Source organism: Pseudomonas sp. LB3P25 (genome assembly GCF_054897985.1).
This window is the reverse complement of record NZ_CM142711.1, coordinates 3,746,847-3,772,694: the sequence shown is the minus strand read 5'-3', so window position 1 is coordinate 3,772,694 and position 25,848 is coordinate 3,746,847. Positions and strand designations below refer to the sequence as shown.

The 25,848-nt window shown below is 54.1% G+C and carries 21 protein-coding genes and 2 pseudogenes; 15 read left to right on the top strand and 8 right to left on the bottom strand.

The annotated features are described in order from the left end of the window. Positions 1-46: 46 nt before the first annotated feature. Complete coding sequence (locus ACYZTW_RS17105) at positions 47-865, bottom strand: OprD family outer membrane porin (protein WP_462000994.1); 819 nt, start codon at positions 863-865, stop codon at positions 47-49. A gap of 13 nt (positions 866-878) precedes the next feature. On the opposite strand from ACYZTW_RS17105, the pseudogene ACYZTW_RS17100 reads away from it, so the two are divergent. From ACYZTW_RS17100 to ACYZTW_RS17060, 9 genes and pseudogenes are all read left to right on the top strand, one after another. Beyond that, positions 879-1,822: pseudogene (locus ACYZTW_RS17100) on the top strand (LysR family transcriptional regulator); the annotation flags it as partial. Positions 1,823-1,955: 133 nt separating this feature from the next. Further along, positions 1,956-2,687, top strand: coding sequence for a GntR family transcriptional regulator (locus tag ACYZTW_RS17095; RefSeq protein WP_462000993.1), 732 nt, complete (start codon positions 1,956-1,958; stop codon positions 2,685-2,687). 135 nt (positions 2,688-2,822) lie between these two features. Continuing rightward, positions 2,823-4,112, top strand: a complete 1,290-nt coding sequence (locus tag ACYZTW_RS17090; protein WP_462000992.1) for an MFS transporter — start codon at positions 2,823-2,825, stop codon at positions 4,110-4,112. 28 nt (positions 4,113-4,140) lie between these two features. Next, the gene (locus ACYZTW_RS17085) at positions 4,141-4,983 is read left to right on the top strand and encodes an amidohydrolase family protein (protein ID WP_462000991.1); all 843 of its coding nucleotides are present in this window, start codon (positions 4,141-4,143) and stop codon (positions 4,981-4,983) included. Between the two features lie 609 nt (positions 4,984-5,592). Continuing rightward, positions 5,593-6,315 carry a GntR family transcriptional regulator gene (locus tag ACYZTW_RS17080; RefSeq protein WP_462000989.1) on the top strand — a complete coding sequence of 241 codons (723 nt, stop codon included), beginning with the start codon at positions 5,593-5,595 and terminating at the stop codon, positions 6,313-6,315. Further along, positions 6,312-7,100, top strand: coding sequence for an SDR family oxidoreductase (locus ACYZTW_RS17075; protein WP_462000988.1), 789 nt, complete (start codon positions 6,312-6,314; stop codon positions 7,098-7,100). Before ACYZTW_RS17080 ends, ACYZTW_RS17075 begins: the two co-directional genes overlap by 4 nt. Positions 7,101-7,194: 94 nt before the next feature. Further along, entirely contained in the window at positions 7,195-8,127 is a 933-nt protein-coding gene (locus tag ACYZTW_RS17070) for a beta-keto acid cleavage family enzyme (protein ID WP_462000987.1), read from the top strand. A gap of 259 nt (positions 8,128-8,386) precedes the next feature. Beyond that, positions 8,387-9,727, top strand: a complete 1,341-nt coding sequence (locus ACYZTW_RS17065) for an MFS transporter (protein WP_462000986.1) — start codon at positions 8,387-8,389, stop codon at positions 9,725-9,727. A 253-nt stretch (positions 9,728-9,980) separates the two neighbouring features. Beyond that, positions 9,981-10,511 carry a gamma carbonic anhydrase family protein gene (locus ACYZTW_RS17060; protein ID WP_462000985.1) on the top strand — a complete coding sequence of 177 codons (531 nt, stop codon included), beginning with the start codon at positions 9,981-9,983 and terminating at the stop codon, positions 10,509-10,511. Between the two features lie 288 nt (positions 10,512-10,799). Here ACYZTW_RS17060 and ACYZTW_RS17055 read toward each other — a convergent pair whose 3' ends face one another. The 3 genes from ACYZTW_RS17055 to ACYZTW_RS17045 all read right to left on the bottom strand — a co-directional run bounded on the left by ACYZTW_RS17055 (position 10,800) and on the right by ACYZTW_RS17045 (position 13,576). Beyond that, positions 10,800-11,294 carry a MaoC/PaaZ C-terminal domain-containing protein gene (locus ACYZTW_RS17055; RefSeq protein ID WP_462000984.1) on the bottom strand — a complete coding sequence of 165 codons (495 nt, stop codon included), beginning with the start codon at positions 11,292-11,294 and terminating at the stop codon, positions 10,800-10,802. Between the two features lie 262 nt (positions 11,295-11,556). Next, entirely contained in the window at positions 11,557-12,747 is a 1,191-nt protein-coding gene (locus tag ACYZTW_RS17050; protein WP_462000983.1) for an acetyl-CoA C-acyltransferase, read from the bottom strand. Between the two features lie 61 nt (positions 12,748-12,808). Next, entirely contained in the window at positions 12,809-13,576 is a 768-nt protein-coding gene (locus ACYZTW_RS17045) for a 3-hydroxyacyl-CoA dehydrogenase (RefSeq protein ID WP_462000982.1), read from the bottom strand. A 314-nt stretch (positions 13,577-13,890) separates the two neighbouring features. Here ACYZTW_RS17045 and ACYZTW_RS17040 point away from each other — a divergent pair, with 314 nt between their 5' ends. The 5 genes from ACYZTW_RS17040 to ACYZTW_RS17020 all read left to right on the top strand — a co-directional run bounded on the left by ACYZTW_RS17040 (position 13,891) and on the right by ACYZTW_RS17020 (position 20,928). Continuing rightward, positions 13,891-14,991 carry an AraC family transcriptional regulator gene (locus ACYZTW_RS17040; protein WP_462000981.1) on the top strand — a complete coding sequence of 367 codons (1,101 nt, stop codon included), beginning with the start codon at positions 13,891-13,893 and terminating at the stop codon, positions 14,989-14,991. A gap of 339 nt (positions 14,992-15,330) precedes the next feature. Further along, positions 15,331-16,674 (top strand): MFS transporter, encoded by a 1,344-nt coding sequence (locus tag ACYZTW_RS17035; RefSeq protein WP_462000980.1) that lies wholly within the window; start codon positions 15,331-15,333, stop codon positions 16,672-16,674. A gap of 45 nt (positions 16,675-16,719) precedes the next feature. After that, entirely contained in the window at positions 16,720-17,466 is a 747-nt protein-coding gene (locus ACYZTW_RS17030) for a nitroreductase (protein ID WP_462000979.1), read from the top strand. Further along, entirely contained in the window at positions 17,463-19,115 is a 1,653-nt protein-coding gene (locus ACYZTW_RS17025; RefSeq protein ID WP_462000978.1) for an AMP-binding protein, read from the top strand. Before ACYZTW_RS17030 ends, ACYZTW_RS17025 begins: the two co-directional genes overlap by 4 nt. Positions 19,116-19,620: 505 nt before the next feature. Next, entirely contained in the window at positions 19,621-20,928 is a 1,308-nt protein-coding gene (locus ACYZTW_RS17020; RefSeq protein ID WP_462000977.1) for an OprD family porin, read from the top strand. Between the two features lie 185 nt (positions 20,929-21,113). On the opposite strand, the pseudogene ACYZTW_RS17015 reads toward ACYZTW_RS17020, so the two are convergent. From ACYZTW_RS17015 to ACYZTW_RS17000, 4 genes and pseudogenes are all read right to left on the bottom strand, one after another. After that, a pseudogene (locus ACYZTW_RS17015) lies at positions 21,114-21,341 on the bottom strand (LysR family transcriptional regulator); the annotation flags it as partial. Between the two features lie 52 nt (positions 21,342-21,393). After that, positions 21,394-21,882, bottom strand: coding sequence for a helix-turn-helix domain-containing protein (locus tag ACYZTW_RS17010; RefSeq protein WP_462000976.1), 489 nt, complete (start codon positions 21,880-21,882; stop codon positions 21,394-21,396). 54 nt (positions 21,883-21,936) lie between these two features. Further along, complete coding sequence (locus ACYZTW_RS17005; protein WP_462005776.1) at positions 21,937-23,151, bottom strand: MFS transporter; 1,215 nt, start codon at positions 23,149-23,151, stop codon at positions 21,937-21,939. 125 nt (positions 23,152-23,276) lie between these two features. After that, positions 23,277-24,560 (bottom strand): NAD(P)/FAD-dependent oxidoreductase, encoded by a 1,284-nt coding sequence (locus ACYZTW_RS17000; RefSeq protein WP_462000975.1) that lies wholly within the window; start codon positions 24,558-24,560, stop codon positions 23,277-23,279. Between the two features lie 213 nt (positions 24,561-24,773). On the opposite strand from ACYZTW_RS17000, the gene ACYZTW_RS16995 reads away from it, so the two are divergent. Continuing rightward, on the top strand, positions 24,774-25,532 hold the full coding sequence (locus ACYZTW_RS16995) for a helix-turn-helix domain-containing protein (RefSeq protein ID WP_462000974.1): 759 nt from the start codon (positions 24,774-24,776) through the stop codon (positions 25,530-25,532). Positions 25,533-25,848 lie beyond the last annotated feature (316 nt).

The following is a 25,848-nucleotide window of genomic DNA, read 5'->3' as shown; positions in this document are numbered from 1 at the left end:
ATTGCGCATCGAAACCGACTTCTTTCTAATGGCACTCAATTGCCGTTTAAAAGGATGTGAACAAGTAGCGTGCGATCAAGCGTGTCTCGTCAATATCTCTGGCGTCGTCACTACGATAGGTTGCGTTCCTTAAACGCACAGAAAAACCTTTGAGCCTCCCCTGAAAGGCATAGCTCACATCCACATCGCGCTCCCATTCCTTGTCGGTGCCGACTTTCTTCAATCCATCTCCATGGATGTACGCCGTAAAAAAGCTCAAGCCGGGAATGCCCATGGCTGCGAAGTCGTAACCATACCGCAGCTGCCAGCTACGTTCGCCAGCGCTTCCGAAGTCGTGATATTGAACGTAGTTGGGAAGGTAGGGGTTATTGATGTAAGGAAAGCCCGTAGCACCTCCCATGACCTGATAGGTCGCCATGACACTATGCCCATTATCCAGGGCGTAGCCGAGCGCGGCGGCGTATGCGCGGTTATCAACCTCTCCAGCTTTAGCTGCGCCAACATCACGACTTGAGAAGACACGCAGGTCAGTGGTCAACGTGCCCTTTCCGAGGCGAGTGTTGTGTATCAATCCAGCGAACTGCTGACGGTACACGTCATCAAGCTCGCCATAGAAGTACGTTGCACTCAGCTCTGGCGTCAGCTTGTATGTCCCGCCGCCATATCGGTAGTTGTCGCCGACACCCGTTGCACGGTAGCGACCGTCCTTCACCGCCAGGGAGATGTCCTGAAGATCGGTAGAGTCGGGTGTGATCGTTTTATCGAATTGAGCCAGGTTTATGGTCAGGCGATCTACGTCGGTAGAGTTAATCTGCCAGCCTTGGAACGTCTGAGGAAGCAGTCGGCTGTTGTTGTACTGAAGCACTGGAACCTTTGGCAAGGCCGCCGAGCCGCTTTACTTATTTCAGACCAGGCGCCTGGAAGCGTTTGCGAAGCTCTGCGAAACCCACCATATGCAAACGACCGCCAGCATCCTGGGGGTGTCCCAACCAGCGATCAGCGCCGCTATCAAAATACTTGAGCAGGGTAGCGGCCGCAGCCTGTTTGAACGCACCCCCCACGGCTTGCTGCCGACTCGTTTATGCCTGGCAATGTTGGTGCGGGTACGCCGAGCCCTGAATGAGCTGCGTCACATCGATGCGGACATCGCTGCGTTGGGTGGCTCCCTTCAAGGCGTCGTCTACATAGGGGCCCTGCCTCTTGGGCGCACGGGGATATTGCCTGAAGCCATAGTGCGCCTGACCCTGGAACACCCTCATGTACGAATCGTCACCAACGAAAGTCCGTCCGACTTGTTGGCCAGCGAACTGCGCGCAGGCGATGTGGATTTTGTGCTGGGCGCTCTACGCCCGTCGGCCTACGCCAGTGACCTGCATAGCGAGGCGTTGCTGCAGGAAGAAATGGTGATCCTTGTACGCCACGACCACCCTTGGTTGAAACGGACGCCAGTCTATGAAGACTTGAGTGCCGCCCGCTGGATCCTGCCTCGTGCCGGTTCCCCGGCGCGACAACTGCTGGAAGCATTTTTTTTCACATCGGTATCGCCGCACCCAGCCCCGTGATTGAAACGGGCGACCTGGCAATTTTGCGCGGTGTGTTGCTGCGCTCAGACATGCTCGCCGCTGTTTCAGCACACCAGTTGGAGTACGAAATGCTCAGCGGAGATCTTGTTCAGCTGCCGCTTTCCCTAAGCCATACCACGCGGCCAATTGGTTTTATCTCAAGGACGGGAGCGCTTCAATCACCGGCTGCGCAGGCGTTGATGGACAAGATTCGGGAGGTGGTAGGGGAGACAGCGACGAGAATTACACAGTCGACCTGACGCAGATTGGCTGCGGCTTGGCGCCACCATTCGTCAGCAAAGTGCCTTGACCCTTATTGACAGCCAAGCTGTCTGGGCAAATACTCGTCCCAATATTCATATATATGACTAGATAACAAGGTGAATAAAGTCGATGAATTCTTTATCCAGTGATGTCCGCCTGCCGCTTTATCAACGTCTGCGTGACCACTTGGCTGAACAGATCGCCAACAATCGCTGGCGCCCGGGCGAGGCAATCCCAACCGAAGCCGCACTTTCAGCGGAATACCAACTGTCCACCGGCACCGTGCGCAAAGCGGTCGATGCACTGGTCAGTGAGGGCATTCTGGAGCGTCAGCAAGGTCGAGGTACTTTCATTCGCAGGCCTCAGTTTCAATCTTCGCTTTTCCGTTTTTTCCGTTTCAAAACCGCTGCCGGCGAACGCCAGGTGCCAGAGAGTCGCATCCTGTCGATCGAACCGGTGGCCGCGCCATCGGCAGTGGCCCAGGCGTTAGGGTTGCCACTCGACGCGCCAGTTATACGCATTGTCCGTGTACGTCTGCTTGATGTTCAGCCAGTGCTCGCCGAAGAAATCTGGTTGCCCCGTAGCCGCTTCCAGCCGCTGCTGGAGATCGACTTGAGTCGCAAAGGGCCGCTGTTGTATCCGATCTATGAAGAGGTCTGCGGTCAGGTCGTCGCCTCGGCCGAAGAAACGCTGACCGCTGAATCGGTGAATGACGTGCACGCGCGATTGCTGCAAGTCCCGATCAACAGCCCGGTGGTGGTGATCGAGAGGCTGGCGCGTGATTACGCCGGTACGCCGCTGGAATGGCGTCGTTCTCGCGGGCATGCCGAGCACTTCCGTTACAGCGTGGATATTCGCTAACCCGTGCCTTGGTAGCGGATCGTCAAGCGGCGAGGCGCTCGCCGCTGGTTTCATTGTCTTGTTTTTCATGACTGGCCCCGTAGCGGCGCGGTTCGCTCTCGGCTGCCTCACGTTCCACCTATAAGGATAAGAATCATGTTTAGCTGGTATCGCCAAGTCACTCCTCGGGAGCGCAAAACGTTTTGGGCCTGCTTCGGCGGATGGTCGCTCGACGCACTGGAAGTACAAATGTTCGGGCTGGCGATTCCGGCTTTGATCGCCGCCTTCGCCCTGACCAAGGGCGACGCGGGGCTGATCAGCGGCGTCACCCTGGTCACTTCAGCCATTGGTGGCTGGGTAGGGGGGACGTTGTCCGACCGCTACGGCCGGGTGCGAACGCTGCAGTGGATGATTTTGTGGTTCTCCTTTTTTACCTTTCTCTCCGCGTTTGTAACCGGCTTTAACCAGCTCTTGATCGTCAAGGCGCTCCAGGGTTTCGGTATTGGTGGCGAGTGGGCTGCCGGCGCGGTGCTGATGGCCGAGACAATCAATCCTAACTATCGCGGTAAGGTGATGGGTACCGTCCAAAGCGCCTGGGCTGTGGGTTGGGGGCTGGCGGTGGGGGTGTTTACGCTGATTTACTCCTTTGTGCCGCAGGACATGGCCTGGCGTGTGATGTTCCTGGTCGGGTTGCTACCGTCGTTCCTGATCATCTGGGTGCGGCGCAATGTCGAGGAGCCCGACAGCTTCCAGCGCCTGCAAAAAGAAAACGCCATCCCGCAAAGTTTCTTTAAATCCCTGTCTGGCATTTTCCGTCCCGAACTGATCCGCGTGACGTTGTTCGGTGGTCTGTTGGGCCTGGGTGCGCACGGTGGTTATCACGCGGTGATGACGTGGCTGCCGACGTTCCTCAAGACCGAGCGTAACCTGTCGGTTCTGAACTCGGGCGGCTACCTGGCGGTGATCATCTTCGCCTTCTGGTGTGGGTGTGTGGTCAGCGGATTTTTGATCGACCGTATTGGCCGTCGCAAAAACATCGTTCTGTTCGCGCTGTGCTGTGTCGTCACCGTTCAGTGTTATGTGTTCCTGCCGTTGACCAATACCCAGATGCTGTTCCTGGGGTTCCCGCTCGGCTTCTTCGCGGCCGGCATTCCGGCGAGCCTCGGGGCGCTGTTCAACGAGCTGTACCCAGCGGACGTGCGCGGCGCCGGCGTCGGTTTCTGCTACAACTTTGGCCGAGTGCTCTCCGCAGTATTCCCGTTTCTGGTCGGCCACATGAGCGACTCCATGTCCTTGGGTTCTGCGATTGGCATCGACGCCGGGATTGCCTACGGTGTGGCAGTGATTGCTGCACTTTGCTTGCCTGAAACCCGTGGTCGCAGCCTCGAAGCCTCGAATGCATCGGTGCAAGCCACTGTCAGTGGTAACGAGAGTGCCCGGGCCTGATGACCATTACTTTTGATAGATGAAACCCATGCCTGATACCTGTTCTACACCGATCACCGGCATCGATTCCCATGCTCATGTATTCAGCCGCGAACTGAACCTGGCCATCGCACGGCGCTATACCCCTGGCTACGACGCCACGCTTGCGCAGTATTTGCAGCACTTGCAAGCCCATGGCTTGAGTCATGGCGTGTTGGTGCAGCCGAGCTTTCTCGGCACCGACAACAGCTATTTGCTGGCGGCACTGCGGCAGGCGCCGAAGCAATTGCGAGGGGTCGTGGTGGTGGAGCGAGACGTCAGCCGCGCCATGTTGAACGACATGGCTCGACTGGGCGTTGTCGGCGTTCGCTTGAACCTGATGGGCAAAGCCTTACCTGACTTTCGCGACGCTGCCTGGAAAGACTTTTTCGGCCACATCGCTGATCTGGATTGGCATGTCGAGTTGCACCGCCACGTGGAGGATTTGCCGAAACTGATTCGTCAACTGATGCCGTTCGGCATCAAACTCGTCATCGATCACTTCGGTCGTCCGGATGCGCGTTTGAGCGTCGATCAACCTGGCTTTTCCGAGATTCTGGAATTGGGGCTGAGCGGCCAAGTGTGGATGAAAGTCTCCGGTATCTATCGCCTTGCAGGTACGCCACAACAGAACCTCGATTTTGCCCGGACTGCATTGCCGTTACTGGAGCAGAACTTCGGCCTTCGCCGGTTGGTATGGGGCAGCGATTGGCCCCATACCCAACATGAAGGAAGCATTGGCTTCGGAACGGTGGTGGAGCAGCTTCAAGCGTTGGAGTGTTCGACTCAGCTTATGCGGTCGTTGCTAGTAGACGCGCCTCAAGCGTTATTGGGGTTTGCTTGTGGCCGCTAGCGGGCAAAGGTGTAATGAGCCATCGATAACGCGGGCACAACAAGCCTAGCCATAGAATCGGTGAGCATTCGATGAGTCTTGGCTGACTAAGTGATTTTGGTTTGAGTACAAAAAGGGCCCTACGAGGGCCCTTTTTTGATGACAGTTATCCAGGGCGGTTTTAGGTGTGGGCCTAGATGATGCCGCCGAATTTTTTACATATGGAATCCAGGTCATCCCACGGATTACGCCTCTGTCCTGCATGTCCACAGCCCTGAGAGTGTGCAAACGCGGCGCCCCGATCAGCCTCTCGTTGCTGCGATTGGCACGCCCGGCAAGATATGACGCCGTTAGAGAGTCGCCAGTGGGCATTCCAATCCATCAAGTCTTCGTTTGCCGTCATAGATCACCATCTTTGCTCCCCATACTGGATTGATCTGCAAGCGAGATGGGGGTTCCACATATGCAGGCTGCTTACGGAAAATTGTGAGGCTCAGCCCCTAAGGCATCTCCTTTGCACGCATTAGCCGTTGGGTTCTGTCCACGATGTTCAGGCGAAAAACAATTTGACATATGTTATTTGTGATCACATATTGGGCGCACAAGAATGTCCAATGTGAGCTTTAACTCATGACAGATAGCCCAATCCTCCTGCCCACGATGCGTCAGGTTTCCCGCGACACCCTCCAGGATCAGGTCTACCGTCAGATCCGTGAAGCGCTGATGAGCGGCCGCTTCCAGCCAGGCCAGAAACTGACAATCCGAGGTCTGGCCGAGGCGCTGGGTTCCAGCCCGATGCCAGTGCGCGAAGCGCTCAATCGACTCAGCGCAGAAAACGCCTTCGAGGTCACCGAGACCTCCCGCCTGCGTGTCCGCATGATGACTCCCGAACGGCTGCGCGAGATCCGCGACGCGCGAGTTGCGCTCGAAGGTCTGCTCGCTGAGAAGGCGGTTCTCCTACTCAACGATAACGACCTTAAAGACATCAGCCACCTGTGCGACCAGATGCAGCAAGCCGCCGACAGTGTCGATGTGGCCCGCTATCTGTGGACGAACTTTGCTTTCCACCGGCGCATATACGCGGTTGCTAAAGCTGAACTGACCATCGCGGCAGTAGAGAATTTTTGGCTGCACATGGGCCCCTGCTTTGCGCTCGTAGCACCCGACGAAGCGCATCTTCAGCGCTCAATGGAAGCTCACAACCGCATCGTTGAGGCTCTGGCCGCGCGTGATGGAGCTGCGGCCCGAGCGGCAGTCACCGACGACATCATGCAGGCCGCCGACTCCTTGGCGCGCCTGATCGTCAAGAGCGGCCGTTCACGGTCGCCTGTCTCTGGAGTGAAAAAAGCATGAGCGTTCTCAATCGACTGATTCCCTACACCGGCCTGCGGGTACTGATCTCTGGCGGCGCAGCCGGGATCGGTGAAGTGTTGGCAGCGGCTTATATGGAAGCAGGTGCCAAAGTTCATGTGTGTGATGTCAGCGAAGCCGCTATTGCGGCGTTCCGCGACCGTTACCCGAATAGCGTTGCCACCCGTGCGGACGTTGGTGACCCTGCGCAGATCGAAGCAGTATTCAAGGTTCAGCGCGAACAGTTTGGCGGTCTCGATGTCTTGGTCAATAACGCCGGAATTGCCGGGCCGACCGCTGGGATCGACGCGATCACTGACGAAGAATGGCAGCGCACTATCGACATCAACCTCACTGGGCAGTACCGCTTTGCTCATCAAGCGGTGCCGCTGCTTAAAGCGTCACCCAACGCGCATCTGATCCACATCGCTTCGGTGGCCGGCCGCTTGGGTTACGCCTGGCGCACACCGTACGCCGCGACCAAGTGGGCCATCATCGGCCTGATGAAATCCCTGGCGTCCGAGTTGGGTGAAAGCGACATTCGCGTCAACGCCTTGCTGCCTGGCATCGTCGAAGGCCCGCGCATGGACGGTGTGATTCGCGCCCGCGCTGAGCAGATGAAAGTGCCTGAAGCCGAGATGCGTGAGGAGTACCTGAAAAAGATCTCGCTCAAACGCATGGTCACTGCCGAGGACGTCGCCGCCATGGCTCTGTTTCTGTGCTCACCCGCTGCACGCAACGTGACCGGCCAGGCCATCAGTGTGGATGGCAACGTCGAGTACCTCTAAGCGTCTCGACCCCGATCGCAACAACGGCCGGACATAGTCCGCGTCGAGTAACTCCCAATAACTTTCTCGTCAAGAACAAGAACGGAGAAAACTCATGTCCAAAAAACGCCCTATCATCATTACCTGCGCAGTCACTGGCGCTATCCATACACCGTCGATGTCGCCACATTTGCCGATCACGCCTCAGGAAATTGCCGACGCCGCCATCGGTGCCGCCGAGGCCGGTGCATCGATTGTTCACCTGCATGCTCGCGATCCTATTGATGGGCGGCCTAGTCAGGATGTCGATCTGTTCCGTCAGTTCTTGCCGCAAATCAAGGCCAAGAGTGATGTGGTGATCAACATCACCACCGGCGGGGCGCCGACCATGGGCGTGGAAGAACGCTTGCAGCCTGTGGCGCAACTCAAGCCGGAGCTGGCATCGCTGAACATGGGATCGATGAACTTCGGGCTGTACGAAATGCTCGATCGTTTCACCGAGTTCAAGCACGACTGGGAGCGGCCGTACCTCGCCGAGAGTGACGATCGGATCTTCCGTAACACCTTCCGCGATATAGCTCACATCCTTAACGCCTGTGCCGAAAACCGCACCCGCTTTGAAATTGAGTGCTATGACATTGGCCACCTGTACACCGCTGCGCACTTCCTGCAGCGCGGGTTGCTCAAGGCGCCGATTTTCATTCAGTCGGTGTTCGGTCTGCGCGGAGGCATTGGTGGCCACCCGGAAGACCTGGCGCACATGCGGCGTACGGCTGACCGCCTGTTCGGCGACGCTTACCAATGGTCAATTCTCGGTGCCGGTCGCAATCAGATTCCCCTGGGCACCATGGGCCTGTCGATGGGCAGTCATGTGCGCGTCGGCCTTGAGGATTCGCTGTGGGACGGCCCGGGCAAACTGGCCGCGTCCAACGCCGATCAGGTCAAGCGCATTCGCACGATCATCGAAGCCCTGGGCGCTCGCGTGGCAACACCGGATGAGGCCCGGGAAATGCTTGACCTCAAGGGCAAGGACAAGGTCGATTTTTAACATCGCATTTTTTTCGCTCGGATGAGGGCGCAGAGCCGGACGGTCTGCGCGCTCCGGTATTGATGGGCACACTGATCAGCCTGGGCGGTTACTCCGTGTGCTTCATCGTGATGGCTAGCTGCGCGCTGGACGGGGCGTTCCTGCAACTGTTTCCCCAACCTGCCCCAAGCACGTGCGGCGCAGCCGAGCCTGTGATCCTTCCATGTCTCGACCGCCCGCGTCCGAGACTTGCTCATGAAAACTCGAAAAGGTTAGTCCGATGACAATAATAAATAAACCCGACGCGCTTTCCGAACCCCGTGATCCGGCAACGTTGAACAGACTGATGTTTGTAAAACTCATGCCATTGTTGATTGCGGCTTACGTGCTGAGCTTTCTTGACCGGACGAATATCGCACTGGCCAAGCACCATCTGGACGTTGATCTGGGCATTTCTGCTGCCGCTTACGGGCTGGGAGCAGGGTTGTTCTTTCTCACCTATGCGCTCTCGGAAATTCCCAGCAATCTGATCATGCACAAAGTCGGCGCGAGGTTCTGGATAGCGCGGATCATGGTTACCTGGGGTTTGATCTCTGCGACGATGGCTTTTGTCCAGGGCGAAACGTCGTTCTATGTATTACGTCTGCTGTTGGGCATCGCTGAGGCGGGCCTGTTTCCTGGTGTCATGCTGTACCTGACGTACTGGTTCGGCCGGGAACAGCGAGCCCGTGCTACCGGCTATTTTCTATTAGGTGTGTGCTTTGCCAACATCATTGGCGGGCCGCTGGGCGCCGCGCTCATGCAACTGGACGGTGTATGGGGCTGGCGTGGGTGGCAGTGGATGTTCATGCTTGAAGGCCTGCCGGCCGTGTTCTTCGCCATGGTGGTCTGGAAAAAATTGCCGGATCGTCCGAACAAGGCGCCATGGCTGAGCGCCGCAGAAGCCGAACAGATCGAGCGGATGTTGGCTGCAGAATCGGAGGAGGGTGCCGGTCGAGGTGGCCACTCGTTCAAGCAATGCCTGACCCCACAGATTCTGTTGGCGATTCTTGTCTACTTCTGCCATCAGATCACTGTCTACACGGTGATCTTTTTCCTGCCCGGCATCATCGGCAAATACGGTGATCTGAGCACCTTGCAAATCGGATTGCTGACATCCTTGCCCTGGTTGGCAGCAGCAGTAGGCGCTATTGCCTTGCCCCGATTTGCCACTACACCGCAGCGTTCCCGGCAGATGTTGGTAGTGGGTTTGCTGACAATGGCCGCAGGACTGGGAATCGCATCGTTGGCGGGGCCGGTGGTCAGTCTGCTGGGCTTCTGCGTTTCGGCGGTCATGTTCTTCGTGGTGCAGTCGATCATTTTTCTCTATCCCGCTTCGCGGCTCAAGGGCGCGGCGCTTGCAGGTGGCCTGGGATTCGTCAACTCATGCGGTTTGCTGGGCGGTTTTGTCGGCCCCTCTGTAATGGGGTTGATCGAGCAAAGTACAGGCAATGCGATGGATGGCATGAAAATCGTAGCGATTGTCCTGGTGGTCGCGGCGATTGCAGCATTGCGGTTGCGTCAGGGACATGAACGCAAGGCGGATAAGCAAGGGTTGCAAGGCCGGAGACAGCCTGTATGAGCATGCGCTGACGGGCGTATTGCCCGTCAGGATGCTGCTGCCAGGCATCACCTCACTTCAGATGAGATTCAGGACACCACTAACGGAGTTATGTGTTGCCTGTGCAGTAAAGACGCGAGACTGGCTGGGTGGGAGTGGAGGCGGTATCCATGACATTCCCGCCCAATCCACCTGTTTCCCCGCGCTAATTTGTACAGCTGGCAATTCACGACATGAGCGTAAAGCGGACACACCTACATAGAAGGAATTTTCGATGAAATATCGCTTGGGAGACCAAAGTGTCGAAGCACATCCGCGCAGTTGGATTGCCCCTACAGCAGCTGTAATCGGCAGGGTACGTCTAGAGGAAGGATCCAGTGTTTGGTTTGGCGCGGTGATTCGCGGCGACAATGAGCAGATCTCGATTGGGCCAGGGACGAATGTCCAGGACGGAGCGGTTCTGCATTCTGATCCAGGATTTCCGTTGACGTTGGGAAAAGACGTCACCATTGGCCATCAAGCCATGCTCCATGGTTGCCAAGTCGGCGACGGCAGCTTGATAGGCATTCAGGCAGTCGTACTGAATGGCGCTCGAATTGGTACGAACTGCCTGATCGGGGCCAAGGCGCTAGTGACCGAAAACATGATTATTCCTGACGGCTCGTTGGTGCTGGGGTCTCCCTCCAAGGTCGTTCGCACCCTCACGGAAGATCAGCAGGCAGGATTACGAGCCAATGCCAAAGGCTACGTAAGCAACGCTAATCGTTTTTTCAAAGGTCTTTCTGAAGAACCCTTTGATTTATGAAGAAAGAAACGTCGAGATTGCGTTTGTTATTGAACAGCATGAAGCGACATCTTGACGGTTGGACGTCGTTCGACAGCGTCAGAATCTAATGCCGCGTGTCGAGTCTTGTCTGACCAAGTGAGTTTGGTTTGAGTACAAAAGGGCCCTTCGAGGGCCTCCTTGTCTCTCATTTGAGAGAGGCGGTTGTTCTTCTCGGCGCAGAGATCAAGCATCTCCTGGGTCTATTGAGTAACGTCTAGCTGGCGCTACAATCTGTGCGTTTCTGGCCAAAAGAGGGCCACAGGAGCCTCACTGCTGGCCGACGTTTCCAGGTAAAGACCCACCCTGAGCGCCCCTGCGCAGTATCAATACCGTCACCTCATAAACAAGGACGGTTTTCCCCTCCGTCGTAGCGACGTCAACTTTAAATACAACCCACCCTCGTTCATGGTTTCCTGCGTGGATGAGTGATCGAACGACTTGAGCTGAGAGCTTGAGAATGTCTCCAGGCACCACTGGAGCAACCATCCTAAAGCCATCGATCTTCCCACCCGCAACGACGTTTGTTTGAAGCAGTAAGGCATCACACATCAAACGTTGCGAGATACCGAACGTCTGTACCCCGCTGGCACAGTGCACCCCAAGCGGACTCGAACGGGCAAGGTCAGGATCAATATGTATATCGAGAGGATCGTACTCGGCAGCAAAGGCGATAATTTGTTCCGTTGCGATAGGAGCAGATTGCTTGGCTGTCCAAATTCTACCTAGGGTGAAGTCTTCCCAAAACAGCTCTTTCTCTGCCACGGTATCTACTCGATTTTGCAGCGTTGAACCCGCGACACTGCCGCTCAAAACTAGCTGTGCGTTTCTCCACAAATGCTCGCATCCCTTCTTTCTGGTCAGGCGTTGTGTTGATCGCATTCAGCGCGTCTGGGCGGTTAAGCGTGATCAAGCCAACCCCTTCGACTTGATCAACTATTAGGATCTGGTAGTTCGCAGGCAGATCCTTTGAGCAAAAAAAGATCAGCGAGGCGCAGGAGGCTTATTACAGCTAGTCAACGCTGCTCTATGAGAGGAGTTCGATAGCAATCGCGGTCGCCTCGCCACCACCAATGCACACAGAAGCGATGCCACGCTTTAGCGTGTTCTGCCTCAAGGCATTTACCAACGTAACAACAACACGTGCGCCTGACGCGCCAATCGGGTGCCCCAAAGCGCATGCCCCACCGTGGACATTTAATTGCTCATGTCCGACGTTCAAGTCTCGGATAACAACCATGGGAACCACGGCAAAGGCCTCATTGATCTCAAAGAGGTCAACATCCTTTATTGACCAGTTGGTTCGCTCGAGCAAGCGTTTAATCGCACCGACCGGAGCGGTGGCAAAGAGGCCGGGAGCGTGCGCGTAGGATGCATGACCTGCTATCCGGGCCAACGGTGTAAGGCCTCTACACTCGGCTTCAGACAAGCGCATCAGCACGAGGGCAGCCGAGCCATCCGAAATAGAACTGGAGTTCGCCGCAGTCACCGTCCCGCCTTCGCGAAAAGCAGGTTTCAACGTAGAAATTTTGTCGATCCGGGCCTTACCCGGTTGTTCATCGCGTTCAATCGAAACCGTCTCACGGCCAGACGAAGCCAGCACAGGGACAATCTCGTCCTGGAAACGCCCTTCGGTGATTGCGTTCTGAGCTCGCGTCAACGAGCTGATCGCAAACTCATCCTGCTGGCCTCGAGTGAATCCATAACTCTGAGCACAGTCTTCGGCGTATGTGCCCATCAGTCGGCCTTTCTCGTAGGCATCTTCCAATCCATCGAGAAACATATGATCAATAATCTTGCTGTGGCCCATGCGATAGCCAGAGCGAGCTCGCTCCAACAGATAGGGAGCGTTTGACATGCTTTCCATACCTCCGGCAACCACCACCTGCGCACTCCCAGTGTAGAGAAGGTCGTGACCGAACATCAGCGCTTTCATGCCGGAGCCGCACATCTTATTGACTGTTGAGCACACTACCTGCTCTGGAAGATTTGCCAACAGGGCAGCTTGGCGAGCCGGAGCCTGGCCTTGTCCAGCTTGTAGCACGCATCCCATGATGACCTCGCCAATATCACTGGGCTGTAGACTGGCTCGTTCCACGGCGGCACGAATTGCAACCGCACCCAGCTGCGCAGCGGTGACTTCCTTAAAGTTCCCAAGAAAGCCTCCTAACGGAGTTCGGGCAGCACTGACAATGACGATAGGGTCGGTATGGCTCATAACTGAATCCTCTGTTTCATGTTGGGGGGGCTTGTGCCCGATCACAGACCTTTAGCTCGATCTATTTCGCGGCCATTCTCAAAGCACCATCCAGACGAATCACCTCACCATTGAGCATGGAGTTTTCGATGATGTGCGCTGCCAACGCCGCGTACTCGGAAGGCCGTCCCAGCCGTGGAGGGAACGGCACATTGGCTGCCAATGATGCCTGCACGTCCTGAGGCATACCCGCCATCATCGGGGTCTCAAATATTCCGGGTGCGATGCACATAACACGGATGCCTGAACGAGCTAGGTCGCGTGCCAATGGTAGTGTCATGGCAGCGACTCCACCTTTGGACGCGGCGTAAGCGGCTTGGCCTGTCTGACCGTCAAAAGCTGCGACAGAGGCCGTATTTATGACTATGCCGCGCTCACCTTCTTCATTGGGTTCTCCTCCCGCCATAGCCTCTGCCGCAAGGCGAACCATGTTGAAGCTACCGATCAAATTGATTTCGATAGTTCGGCGAAAACTCTCAAGTCCATGTGCGCCATTACGGCCTAAAATCCGTTCGGCTGGTGCAACACCCGCGCAATTGATCACCCCATGCAACGCGCCGAAGACGCCTACTGCAGAAGCAATTGCTGTACGGCAATCAATTTCACTGGTGATGTCTGCTCGCACGAAAATCGCACGTTTTCCTAACTCGTCAGCGCGAGCTGCACCAGCGGCTTCGTTCACATCGACCAGCACTACGTTTGCACCCCGGCTCACCAACTCTCGCGCCGAAGCCAGCCCTAATCCAGAACCTGCGCCAGTAATTAGGAAGACAGAGTTTTCGATGCGCATTATGTTTCCTCACAAATTGGCAGTACCGCATACGCGGTTATTTGACATATAAAAGACACAAAGGCGAGATCGCTACCGGCCTCCGGTTTACTTCAGGTGTAAGCCACGCTGGAGATTCTTATACGGATAGTGTCGGTGGTCAGTGGCCACGACAATGCTCAAGCGCCTCAGCTTGGTTGAATGCTTTGGACAATTGAGGTCATGCATTGAGGGCTGGAAGGAGGGGGCAAATGCGCTCCCTGATAACAAAACCTTCGGGGTGACATGCAATGCTGTGAAGATGGAACGTAGATAAACAATTTAGGCTCGTCAGGTTGCTCAAAGCAGACCTGCCGAAGAGATTTGAAGACCAAAATAAAGTCAGATATCAACAGCGGAGAGAAAATAGCGTGCTCATCCAGGACAAGGGAACTACTTCAATTGGATTGGTGCATGAAGCCCTCGATGGCGCATTGCGTCGCCAACTGGACACATCCATCGCATTGCAGCAAGCACGCATTGATCCGGAACTTCTCACTTCTCCCCAAGCCAGGGTTTCGGCTGCTGCATTTTCTCGCCTGTGGGTCGCTCTTTCAGATCTTCTCGACGATGAGTTTTTCGGAATCGATAGCCATCCAATGCGACGAGGTAGCTTCCGATTGATGTGTCAGTCTTCGATTGACTGCGAATCGTTAGAGCAAGCGTTGCGGCGGATTCTGACGTTTCTACGCCTCGTATTGGACGATATTCACGGTGAGCTGAGGCTTGAAGACGACTCCGCTGTCATTGTTATCCATGACAAAGGAATTGAGCGCCGCCTCTTTAGCTACGGAACATGGCTGATCTTGGTACATGGATTGCTCTGCTGGCTGGGTAACAGACGCATTCCGATAAAGGAACTCTGCTTTAGACCGAATCGACCGCTCGACGATAGCGACTATCGGATGCGCTTTTGTGAAGAGATTCAGTTTGGCGCTCCAGTTACGATGATTCGTTTTGACCGCATTTTTCTAAGCCTGAAGGTCGTGCAAAACAAGGCCAGCCTATCGACGTTTTTGAAAGAGTCGCCTGCTAGTCTGTTGGTAAAATATCGTAACGAGGACAGCATCAGCGCCCAGATCCGAATGAGATTGAGAGACCTGAATCCAGAGGAATGGCCAGAGCTAGATAAGGTTGCAAAAGTGCTCCGCATGTCGTATTCGACACTTCAGCGAAGGCTCCAAGCCGAGGGGGTTAGCTATCAGCGTTTGAAAGACAATCTGCGCCGCGACATGGCGATAAACCTGCTGTGCCGGCCAAATATGACAGTAACCGAAGTAGCTGCTCTCACAGGCTTCCAAGAAAGCAGTGCATTTCACCGCGCCTTCAAGAAGTGGACGGGAGTGAGCCCAGGCGCTTATCGCCGCTCCAATGCTGAAGAACCGGGCGAAAGCTAAAAGCTTTTCTTCCGGAACAAGAGAACTACTTCCCCCGCCAGATTACGTACTGAGATCTGCAACTCGTTTCACCCGCCAAAATGCCGATGAACATTTCCTCCCCAAGATCACATTGGTGGTTTCTGGCCAGATATGTGTGTCCAAATCGGTCAAGCAGAACGATGTCGTAGGGCATAGGCCGCAGCAAGCCCAACTCCTACGATGCGACGCAGGTAGCCCAGGTGTCGCATCTCAAGCAGACCACCGAGTCTTCAACCGGTGCGTTGTCCCCCTCGATATGCTTCGAAGACCGGGTGCCTAGCACTTCACAAACAAAAACAAGATCGAAGGAGACGCGATATGCAGCCGGTAAACGTTTATGCACTCGCGGTTGAATCGAAGTTCAACCGCTTCCATGGGCTCATTCTATTTTGGTGTGCCCTCATTCTGATAATCGATGGCTATGACCTCGCCGTAGTCGGTGCAGCCCTTCCGGCGATCATGAAGGACATGAACATTGATCCAACCAGCGCCGGCATCATGGCTGGTTCTGCGCTCTTCGGAACGATGCTCGGAGCGATATTTCTTGGAACGCTAGCTGACCGTATTGGGCGTCCCAAGATGATCGCAATCTGTGTGGCCTTGTTCAGTATTTTCACTGCTGGGGCTGGTCTCACCAGTGACCCGATTAGCTTCAGCATTTCTCGCTTCATCGCGGGCCTTGGCATCGGAGGCGTACTACCAATTTGCACCGCTCAGATGGGGGAGTTTTCTCCACTGAAACTCCGTACGCGTCTGGTGACCCTCGTTTTCGCGGGGTACTCCGTGGGCGGTATCTTGGTTGCACTAACTGGCAAGCAACTCATTGAGAGTCACGGATGGCAGTGGGTGTTTTATGTGGCGCTGCTGCCAGTGGTTCTGATTCCTATGATCCTTAAGTCCATGCCTGAGTCCATAGGCTACCTGCTTAAAACCGGACGTCAGGATGAGCTACGGGCCATTGCTCGCAAGATCGACCCTACTCTCATTATCGACGAAAACACTGTGATGACCGGAAACGCCACAGTATTGGATAAACAGGAAGCGCCAGTTCGTAACTTGTTCAAGGATGGTCGAGGCTTTAGCACCGTAATGATTTGGGCTGCGTTCATGACCGGTCTCTTCATGGTGTACGCCCTTAACTCCTGGTTGACCAAGCTTATGGCGATGGCAGGGTTCAGTCTTGGCTCTGCGTTGAACTTTGTGATTGTTTTCAATGTGGGGGCCATCGCCGGTGCAATTGGCGGTGGATGGTTGAGTGACAAGCTAAACATCAAACACGTACTGGTCTGCTTCTACATCGTAGGGGCAATTGCTCTAACAATTTTGGGCTATACGCGCTCAACAACTTTGCTGTTTCCAGTGGTCTTCATTGTCGGCGCATCGACTCTTGGTACCCAACTGTTGGCATATGCGTACGCCGGGGATTTCTACCCGTCATCGATTCGTTCAACCGGCGTGGGCTTCGCGTCTGGTATAGGAAGAATTGGCGCTATCGTCGCCCCTGTTCTCATTGGCTGGCTGGTGTCATTAAATCTTCCGCTTGAGAGAAACTTCATGGCCATCAGCCTTGCTGGCCTCATTGGCGCTGTCGCAGTCACCATGATCAATCAGTCCCGCGCAGACTCTACTCTAGTCAGAAAGGCCCCAGCCCTGTCTAGCTAATACCATGATGCATCCGCCTGTAGCTGAATCCGTGGACTCGAAGGCATGAAAATGAATCGCTTATCCAAACCGCCAATATCGTCTGAACTTCTTAGCCAAACGGTTGATTGGGCGATAGCTTCACGACGCAGCATTCGGGCTTTTTTGCCCACTCCTGTGCCACGCGAAGAAATTGAATCGATCCTTGATATCGCTCGATTCTGCGCAACGGGAGTGAACATGCAGCCTTGGCGCGTCCATGTTGTCACTGGAGAAGCAAAGGCTCATCTTTCACGCGCGATCGCGGAAATTGATAACAATCCGTCGCTTAGCAACAACCTCGAAGACGCATACGAGTATTACCCGCGCGAATGGACTTCACCATACGTTGATCGGAGAAGGAAAGTCGGCTGGGAACTCTATGGACTGCTGGGAATTGCAAAGGGTGACAAGCAGCGGATGCATGCGCAACACGGTCGCAATTACCATTTCTTTGATGCACCGGTCGGGTTGATCTTCACTATTGACCGAGTGCTAAAGGAAGGGAGTCTCCTTGACTACGGAATGTTTCTGCAGGCCGTGATGGTGGCAGCGCGAGGGAGGAAGTTGCACACCTGCCCACAAGCAGCCTTTTTGAAATATCACCACGTGATTTCGGAAGCCCTTGCAATCCCCGCTGATCAAATGCTGGTTTGCGGAATGAGTCTTGGATACGCCGACGAGACCAGTATTGAGAACACTTTGGTTACTGATCGGGAACCGGTTAGCGCGTTTTCCACTTTTCATCACAATAATAAGGAGACAACACCATGAATCCTGGTACTTATGGGAATGGGCTTGATCACTGCAAGGCAAACTATTTGCCGCTGACTCCACTTGGTTTTCTAGATCGCGCAGCACTTGTGCACCCGGATCGGATAGCTGTAGTTCATGGAGAACTTCGCAGAACCTGGAGTGAAACTCGCGAACGGTGCTATCGATTAGCCTCAGCACTTTCCGAAAAAGGCATGGGTGTGGGAGACACCATTTCAATTCTGTCTCCCAATACCCCTGCCATGCTCGAAGCGCATTTTGGGATTCCCCTCTGTGGCGCGGTACTGAATACAGTTAACTACCGCCTGGATGCTGAAGGCGTGGCATTCATACTTCGTCATGGGGAATGCAAGCTCCTCTTGGTGGATCGAGAGTTTGCAGCACTGGCTGATGCCGCGCTTGAGCTCCTCGAGCACCGTCCGTTGGTCATCGACATCAATGACCACCTGGCGCCCATTTGCAAAAGCATTGGAGACATCGATTACGAAACCTTCATTGGCAGCGGTAGTCCAGATTTCGAAGGGGTTTGGCCTAGCGATGAGTGGCAGCCGATAGCGCTCAACTACACCTCAGGTACAACCGGCGATCCAAAGGGTGTTGTCGCTAGCCATCGCGGCACTTACCTCATGAGTATGCTGCAGATGACTAACTGGCCGCTTTCTCGGGCTCCTCGTTACCTGTGGACACTTCCTATGTTCCACGCTAACGGATGGTGTTTTACCTGGGCTATCACTGCGGCGGCCGGCACGCACGTGTGCCTGCGAAAAGTTTCCGCAGAGACGGTGTTTGAGTCGATAGATAACTATGGTGTCGACCACTTCTGTGCGGCGCCTATTGTTATGGCCATGATTGCGAACGCCGCAGACCGTCCTCCGCTTAAAACTCCGGTTCGAGTGCTGACTGCTGGTTCCCCACCTCCGGCCGCCGTACTCAACGCCGTAGTCTCACGAGGCTTCGACGTTGACCACGTTTATGGAATTACTGAAGTTTCCGGCACCCCGATTAGCTGCGTATGGCAAGACGGTTGGGACGATTTAAAACCGAGTGAGCAAGGCGCTTTCCGTGTACGCCAAGGGGCTCGTGCGGCAGCCTTCGAAGGCTTAATGGTCGCTGACTCCGAAACTTTGCAGCCAGTACCAAAAGACGGCCAAACAACTGGTGAGCTGCTGCTCAAGGGCAACACCGTGATGATGGGTTATCTGAAGAATGAAAGCGCAACCCGAAAAGCCTTTGAAGGCGGCTGGTTTCATACTGGTGATGTAGCAGTTGTGCACCCCAACGGTTATGTACAAATTACCGACCGTTGCAAGGACGTCATTATTTCCGGAGGGGAGAATATCTCGTCCGTAGAGATCGAAGAAACCATCCACTGTCATCCAGCTGTTTTACATGCCGCAGTCGTCGCTCAGCCTGATGACAAATGGGGGGAAGTCCCATGCGCGTTTGTTGAACTAAAAAGTGGTATTGAGCGTCCCACCGAGGCAGAAATAATTGTGTTCTGTCAGACTCGTCTTGCTCGATTCAAATGCCCTCGCAGAGTGATCTTTACGGAGTTACCAAAAACCGCAACTGGGAAAATCCAGAAGTTTTTACTTCGAGAGCAAGCAGGCAGTCGTGATGCAATTGTCCGTTTAGCTTCAAATTGCTAGGGCGTGTTCAGTTCACCCCTAGGTTAGCTGAAATGTTTGGTATGGATGAAAATATAGAATCTAATTTCCACTCATAGGCCCACGAAAAACTACCATAGCATCGCCGACATACATTTGGTTCGCAGATATAACTCGCACGGCGCTACCAATTATGTGGTGAGCAATTATGCGCACTACAAAGAAGTAAAAGGTGCCTGAGGTGTTGAACGGTAATAAAAACTACTATTGGTAGTGGCAATCACTTTCCGCGTACAATTTTCATATGCAGATGTTGTAAGCGACGCAAGGGGAAGTTTGCCTGGATAAAAAATGCCCGCCAATCCATCTGGAGCCAGAAAGCTGGATTACACCAGTAGATGCGATGGAGGGCATTCCCATTGTGCATATTAAGTTGATGCGTTCGCGTTAGCGAACTCTGTGTGGGATTCGTGTTTGTTGCGTTGGCTTGGAAGATTTCCTTGTTGCTTCTGTTACTTACAAATTATAAAAAATCGGAGCGTAATAGGTGAGCGTAAAGAAGATTTCTGCAACTTTGGTGTTTGGCAGCATTGCCCTAAGTGGCCAGGCGTTTGCTGACTTCCTAAGTGATAGCAAAGCTACCTTGGGAATGAGGAACTTCTACTTCAATAACGACAACCGTGATGGCACCGCTGCCCCTTCGAAAACCGAAGAGTGGGCGCAGGGTTTCATGTTGGACTTCAAGTCGGGATATACCGATGGCACGATTGGCTTTGGCGTCGACGCCTTGGGGTTGATGGGGATTACCCTCGATAGTGGCAAGGGACGGCATGTCGGCAGCTCTATGATTCCCTCGGACAGTGACAACCGCGCCGTCGACGAGTGGAGCCGGCTGGGGCTGACCGGAAAAGTCAAAATGTCGAAGACCGAACTACGCTACGGCACCTTGATTCCGAAACTTCCGATTCTGGTCGCCAACGATGGACGGGTGCTTCCACAGACCTTCGAGGGCGGTCAAATCACCTCGAGCGAGTTCAAGGATCTGACCCTGACGGTTGGGCGAATTGAACATGCAACAGGTCGCGGTTCAACTGATCAGACGGGGCTGGCCGCTATGGGCGGTACACGTGAAAGCAACCAGTTCGACTTCGCCGGCGGCGACTGGAAAGTCACCAAGGATCTGACGGCTCAGTACTACTATGCCCATCTCGAGAACTACTATAACCAGCAGTTTTTTGGACTGATTCACACGCTTGCGTTCTCGGACAACCAATCCCTGAAAACCGACCTGCGCTACTTCAAAACTGACTCGTCAGGTGAAAACAGCTCCGGTACATCGGGTTACAGAATCAGTGGCTACACCAAAAACGGTGATGGTGTGATCGACAACCGTATCTGGAGTGCTGCATTGATTTACAGCCTTGGCGGCCATGCGATAACTGCGGGCTACCAAAGCGTTTCGGACGGTAGCAGCTTCACCCAGCTCAACCAAGGTAGCTTGGTAGATAAAGGCGCCGGAGGCAGCAGCTTGTACCTGTATACAGATCGTCTGATCCAGAGCTTCACCCGTGCAGGGGAGCGTACATCATTCGGTCAGTACGCCTATGACTTTGCCGCCCTAGGTATCCCTGGCCTGAAAGCCTCGGTCATGTACCTCTCCGGGGACAATATCAAGACGAGATCCGGCGACAATCAGAAAGAATGGGAAAGGGATATCTTTCTGGACTACGTCATTCAGTCGGGGGCGCTCAAAGGTGTTGGCGTCGGCTGGCGTAACGGTAAATCCAATAGCGAAGCCGCCCGTGATCAAGATCAGAACCGGGTGTTTGTAAGCTACAGCATTCCGCTTCTCTAAGGGTGCAGCATAAACGTATCGCGCTCATTTCGAGAGTTCTAAGCTGGTCAATTTGCCTCGCTGACACGTCCTGTTGACGCCGACGCCGAATTGACCCATGTGCTGAAGCAAGACTGACCCACCTCAAAATCTGCACAAATCCCGCATGGGCAATGGTTCGAGAGGAACAGACTGGGTCAGTGATATCTCGGCAACTGGGTCAATTCGGCATCGGTGCCAACAGTGAGATGGAGCTTTTTGTGCTCTCTACGAAAAAGCGCTCGACCGAGCGACTATTCAAGCTGGGCAACCTGACGGCTGATTGCACTTTGTGTCAGATTGAGCTCCGTTGCTGCACGGGTGAAGCTGCCATGACGCGCGCTTGCTTCAAACGCAACGAGGTTTTGCAACGGTGGCATCGGGGCAATACGCATAAATATCTCCTGCTGGAGAGTGTAACGTTCAAGGATGTTACGCATTCTCGAGTCAGACTGTCTCCTGCAAAAACGGCACGATGTTATGGAGCACATCAAGGTTTCTTTCCAAGCTAATTGCAGTGGACGCGGGGTTGCGACTTGTCGGCAGACTAAGCCTTACCTCCTGGTCGTGGCGGTTACGCAGGCATCTAGCTGTAAAAGGGCCGGATGCACCTGTTCCCAATAACTGAATGCTTCCTGGGTTGGGTGCAGGCACGCCCAACCATGCCTCCAGCTTGCTGCGGATCTGCTGCGCATCTGCACCCGGGGTGACGGACAACTGCTCGGCTGAAATGGACGCACTGCCAGTGCGCATTACGGCATCAAAGTAGGTGATGGCCTTGAGCGGAATGTCAGATTTCATGGCGTAGTTTTTTTCTTTCATGTACCCCCTTCGATTGTCACGCGGGTTCAGCGCTGTTCGCGTACCCGATTGGACGTTGACCTTGCTTGGCTGATTGGGGATTTGTTGGTTGGTCGCGTACGCATTTTCACTCAAGAGAGCCCCCTGAATATTGGCAAAGTCCAGGCTCAACCTATTGATCAACAGACATCAAGATTGGATGGACAGCTCTCGTGCGAGTCTTAGTGAGATCAGAAGGGAAATGGTCAGCATGCTAGCGATAAAAAGTCCTACGCCGAGCCAGTGAGCATGCTGCCAGAACATCCCTCCCCAAGTACCCGCAACGCTGGCTCCTATGTAGAAGAAAATCTGATAAAGGGAAGTAGCTTGTCCTTTTGCAGTCTTCGCGCATCGACCGATCCAACTGCTGGCAACGGCATGAGAACCAAAAAAACCGAAGGTGAAAATCACTGTGCCAATGACGAGTGAGTAGAGGTTGTTCACTAGCGTGAGCACTACGCCGATCAATGTCAGCAGAATGATCTTCCAGAATACTTTTGGTCGTCCAACTCGGTCTGCCAAAGAGCCAATTTTGGCCGAGCTGTAGAGGCCTGTCAGGTATACAAAAGACAACAGACTGACTGTCTGCTGGCTGAGAAAGAACGGGCCTTGGAGTAGGTGATAACCGATGTAGTTGAAAAAGGTTACCAGGCTGCCCATCAGCAAGAATGCTTGAAGGAATAGGAGGCGCAATGCCGAATTTTGGAAGTGGAGAAGAAACCCTCCCACTAAATTTTTCGTGTTGATCGCGCGCGGTGTGAAGTGCCTGGACTCCGGCAAATAGCGCCAGAAAAGTACTGCGGCAACCACACCAACTATGCCTATCGCACCCACGGCCATGCGCCATGATCCGTACTCCAGAATCAGGCCACTGGCCAGGCGTCCTGACATACCTCCAATCGCACTGCCGCCAATGTATAAGCCGATCGCGACGCCTATGTTGCGAGGATGTATCTCCTCACTCAGGTAGGTCACAGCAAGCGCCGTTATGCCGCTAAGCGACAATCCGAGGAGCGCACGCATCACTAGCAAGCTTTGCCAGTTTGGCATCATCGATGCCAGGATCGTGCATAGCGCAGCCGCCATCAATGCAACCACCATCACGGGCTTTCGACCTAAGGCATCTGAAATTGGGCCAGTAAAAAGGAGGCCAATTGCCAAGGTAATGGTTGAAACAGATAGGATGAGACTGCTCTGGGCTGCACTGATTGAAAAAGCCTCTGACAGAGCAGGCATCATCGGTTGAATGCAATAAAGCAGAGCAAAACTGGAAAACCCACCTGCTAGAAGTGCCCATGAGGTTCTACGAAACTCAGGGGTTCCTGTCTCGATGTATCCCGAGGCAGCTGGTAAGTCCGATGGCACTTGGTTTTGCTGAAGGGAAGAGGAGGAGGGGATGAGTACTTTCGAGACAGCTGTCACGTTCAATTCCGCTAGGTAACCGAGGATGCATCACATAGCGAGCCGGACGTTGCCGGCTCGCGCAGGAGTCAGTAGATAACCGACTCCACGATGGGCTGATTGTCACGTATGCGCTCATAACCCAAGGGCGACAGATCCAGTGTCCGGTATTTGCCGTGAACGATCAGTTCAGCGACTCCGCGGCCAGTTGCGGGGGAGTGCATGACTCCGTGGCCCGAGAAACCGGTTGCGAATATGAAATTGGTGATTTGGTCGTGCGCACCAACGACGCCGTTGTGATCCAGTAAATTCATTTCATAGTGACCTGCCCATGACCGCTGCAGGCGAATCTGTTCCATCTCAGGGATGCGGTGTGCCAAAAGTGGCCACAGTGTTTCTTCAAGCAAATGATGGCTCGGCTCGAAGTCGCCCTCGGCGTGTACATCCACGGGCTCTTCGAGAGCAATACCGGCAATGAATCCATCGCCTTCCGGACGGATCCACGCACCCGAATTATCAAAAAGCATTGGAAAGCCTTCTGTCGGTACCGGCGTTTTGATGTGAAAGACGGTTCGCTTACGAGGCTCTACAGGAAGGTCAATCCCTAGCCAGTTAGCCACTTTTCCACTTGCCGGCCCAGCCGCGTTGACGCACCAAGCGCATGGCAAATTGGTTCCGTCGGTGAGTTGAACGGATTCGACTTTGCCATCTCTCTGGGTGATGCCGCAGGCTTCACCTTGTACATATTCAACGCCTAGTTTTTTGGCTTCACGGCGAACCAATTGCAGTAGCGCCCAGGCGTCAAACCAGCCTTCATTGGCTGCTCCGTAGGTCGCAATACCAAGGTCTTCGGCGTTGATCCAGGGGAAGCGTTCTTTGGTTTGTTCAGGGGTCAGAATATCAACGGTGGCGCCATGTTCTCGCTGCATCAAAGCTGTGGTGCGTTGCGCATCGGCTCCATCTGGCGAACCGAGCATGAGATACCCACGCTCCTCAAAACCAATGTCGGCATCTTCACCAAACCACTTCTTGATGTCTTTGAAAACTCCGACACTAAAAAGGCTCATATTGATGTTGAAAGGGCAGCCGAATTGGGTGCGGATCGAAGACGCCGAAAGAGCAGTGGAGGAGAACTGATAGGTGCTGTCACGCTCGATAACTTTGATCGAGCCTTTGTGGCCCTCACGTCGTAGGAAATAAGCGACGAAGCTGCCGATGATGGCGCCGCCAATGATGACAACTGAATCGGTTGGGTGGGTCACGGGAAAATCCTCAAGTAGCGAACTCGGCACAGTCTGCTGTAACCAGGTTGCGGTGGCTTGTGATTTACTCCGTGGATTTTTACGGCTTTCTGCATAGTCATTTTTGCTCACGCGATCTCGGATTTTCACGGTGAGTTAGGGGAGATTCTTCCTCGGCTTATATGTTTGCTAGCCTTTCTTGACCATGTTCGGTGCGCACTTGGTAGATAGCGACCCAATGGAGTGCAGTATCCTTGGCGGTTTTCTAGCGGGAGGTTGCACAATGAGGCGCTTTGATTTTCCGCTATGCACCTAGCTAGGCTGGTGTAAGGTAGATCCTAGTAAATGTTGGATCGGATGCAAAAAATGTACAGGTGTGATGATTTGCTACGTAGCGTCGACGAAAACCTGCCCTTGCTGGAGCAGGTGTTCGATCGGCTACCGGATGTGATGTTCTTCGTTAAAGACAATCAAGCCCGCTATGTAATGGTCAATCAGGCGATCGTTGATCAGGCAGGGATGCGTAGCAAGCAGCAGGTTATAGGTTTAACCGCCGACGAGCTTTTTCCTGGAACAGGCCACAACACGTTGGCTCAGGATATGAGCGTGATCAACGATGGGAAAAAAATCGTGGATCTGCTTCGTTTGTATTTCTCTGCTGACGGAAGGAAGCAATGGTGTCTCAGCTCTAAATTTCAATTCAAGGATCCGGTGACGGGGAATTTTGGCCTGGTCGGGATATCGCGAATTTTGCCCAGGCCGGATGAGAAAAAAAGCAGCTATAAAAGGCTGATGGATTTCATACGAATTTTGGAAACAGATAGCGATCAAAAGCTGCTTATTTCTGAGGTTGCCCAGAGTGTTAATCTGTCCGTTGATACGCTGGAGCGTTTAACGAAAGAGATTTTTCAGCTCACGCCCAAGCAGATGCTCATCCGGATTCGTATAGACAAGGCCTGTCGAATGTTGGAGGAGTCGCAAGCCAGTATCACCGACATTGCTGGCGAATGCGGCTATGCCGATCACAGCGCTTTTTCTCGTCAATTCAAAGCCGCAACGCACTTCACCCCTCAGCAGTATCGATTGAGTCTTCAGGCTCAATAACTCCTCGCCTATCTAACTTTTTTCATTTGGATGCTGCTGTATCCAGGTGGGGAATTTCGTGCCCGTTTGCCTGCGAGTTATGCAAAAAACCGCATCGAATTGGCTGTGTTAGTGCAAGCCAGTCCCCGCCTCTTGTCGGCAGAATGAGCACACATGCCAGGGCCGGCAACCATACGAAGATCAATAAAATAAGCCCTTGATGTTGGCGGGCGGCTTCCCAGAGTTCGCCAACTTTCTTCTGCTGATCCCTTAAAGACCTTCTTTTTCAGTCGCGTTGTGCAGTTTGCGGTTTGGAGCTGAGGGTCGCAATAGAGCT

Bases quoted from the DNA above. Each gene is read 5' to 3' on its own strand.
- ACYZTW_RS17065 (WP_462000986.1), top strand. From the start codon at position 8,387: ATGACAATAATAAATAAACCCGACGCGCTTTCCGAACCCCGTGATCCG.
- ACYZTW_RS17025 (WP_462000978.1), top strand. From the start codon at position 17,463: ATGAATCCTGGTACTTATGGGAATGGGCTTGATCACTGCAAGGCAAAC.
- ACYZTW_RS17080 (WP_462000989.1), top strand. From the start codon at position 5,593: ATGACAGATAGCCCAATCCTCCTGCCCACGATGCGTCAGGTTTCCCGC.
- ACYZTW_RS17045 (WP_462000982.1), bottom strand. From the start codon at position 13,576: ATGCGCATCGAAAACTCTGTCTTCCTAATTACTGGCGCAGGTTCTGGA.
- ACYZTW_RS17075 (WP_462000988.1), top strand. From the start codon at position 6,312: ATGAGCGTTCTCAATCGACTGATTCCCTACACCGGCCTGCGGGTACTG.
- ACYZTW_RS17035 (WP_462000980.1), top strand. From the start codon at position 15,331: ATGCAGCCGGTAAACGTTTATGCACTCGCGGTTGAATCGAAGTTCAAC.
- ACYZTW_RS17060 (WP_462000985.1), top strand. From the start codon at position 9,981: ATGAAATATCGCTTGGGAGACCAAAGTGTCGAAGCACATCCGCGCAGT.
- ACYZTW_RS16995 (WP_462000974.1), top strand. From the start codon at position 24,774: ATGTTGGATCGGATGCAAAAAATGTACAGGTGTGATGATTTGCTACGT.
- ACYZTW_RS17070 (WP_462000987.1), top strand. From the start codon at position 7,195: ATGTCCAAAAAACGCCCTATCATCATTACCTGCGCAGTCACTGGCGCT.
- ACYZTW_RS17095 (WP_462000993.1), top strand. From the start codon at position 1,956: ATGAATTCTTTATCCAGTGATGTCCGCCTGCCGCTTTATCAACGTCTG.
- ACYZTW_RS17085 (WP_462000991.1), top strand. From the start codon at position 4,141: ATGCCTGATACCTGTTCTACACCGATCACCGGCATCGATTCCCATGCT.
- ACYZTW_RS17050 (WP_462000983.1), bottom strand. From the start codon at position 12,747: ATGAGCCATACCGACCCTATCGTCATTGTCAGTGCTGCCCGAACTCCG.
- ACYZTW_RS17030 (WP_462000979.1), top strand. From the start codon at position 16,720: ATGAAAATGAATCGCTTATCCAAACCGCCAATATCGTCTGAACTTCTT.
- ACYZTW_RS17090 (WP_462000992.1), top strand. From the start codon at position 2,823: ATGTTTAGCTGGTATCGCCAAGTCACTCCTCGGGAGCGCAAAACGTTT.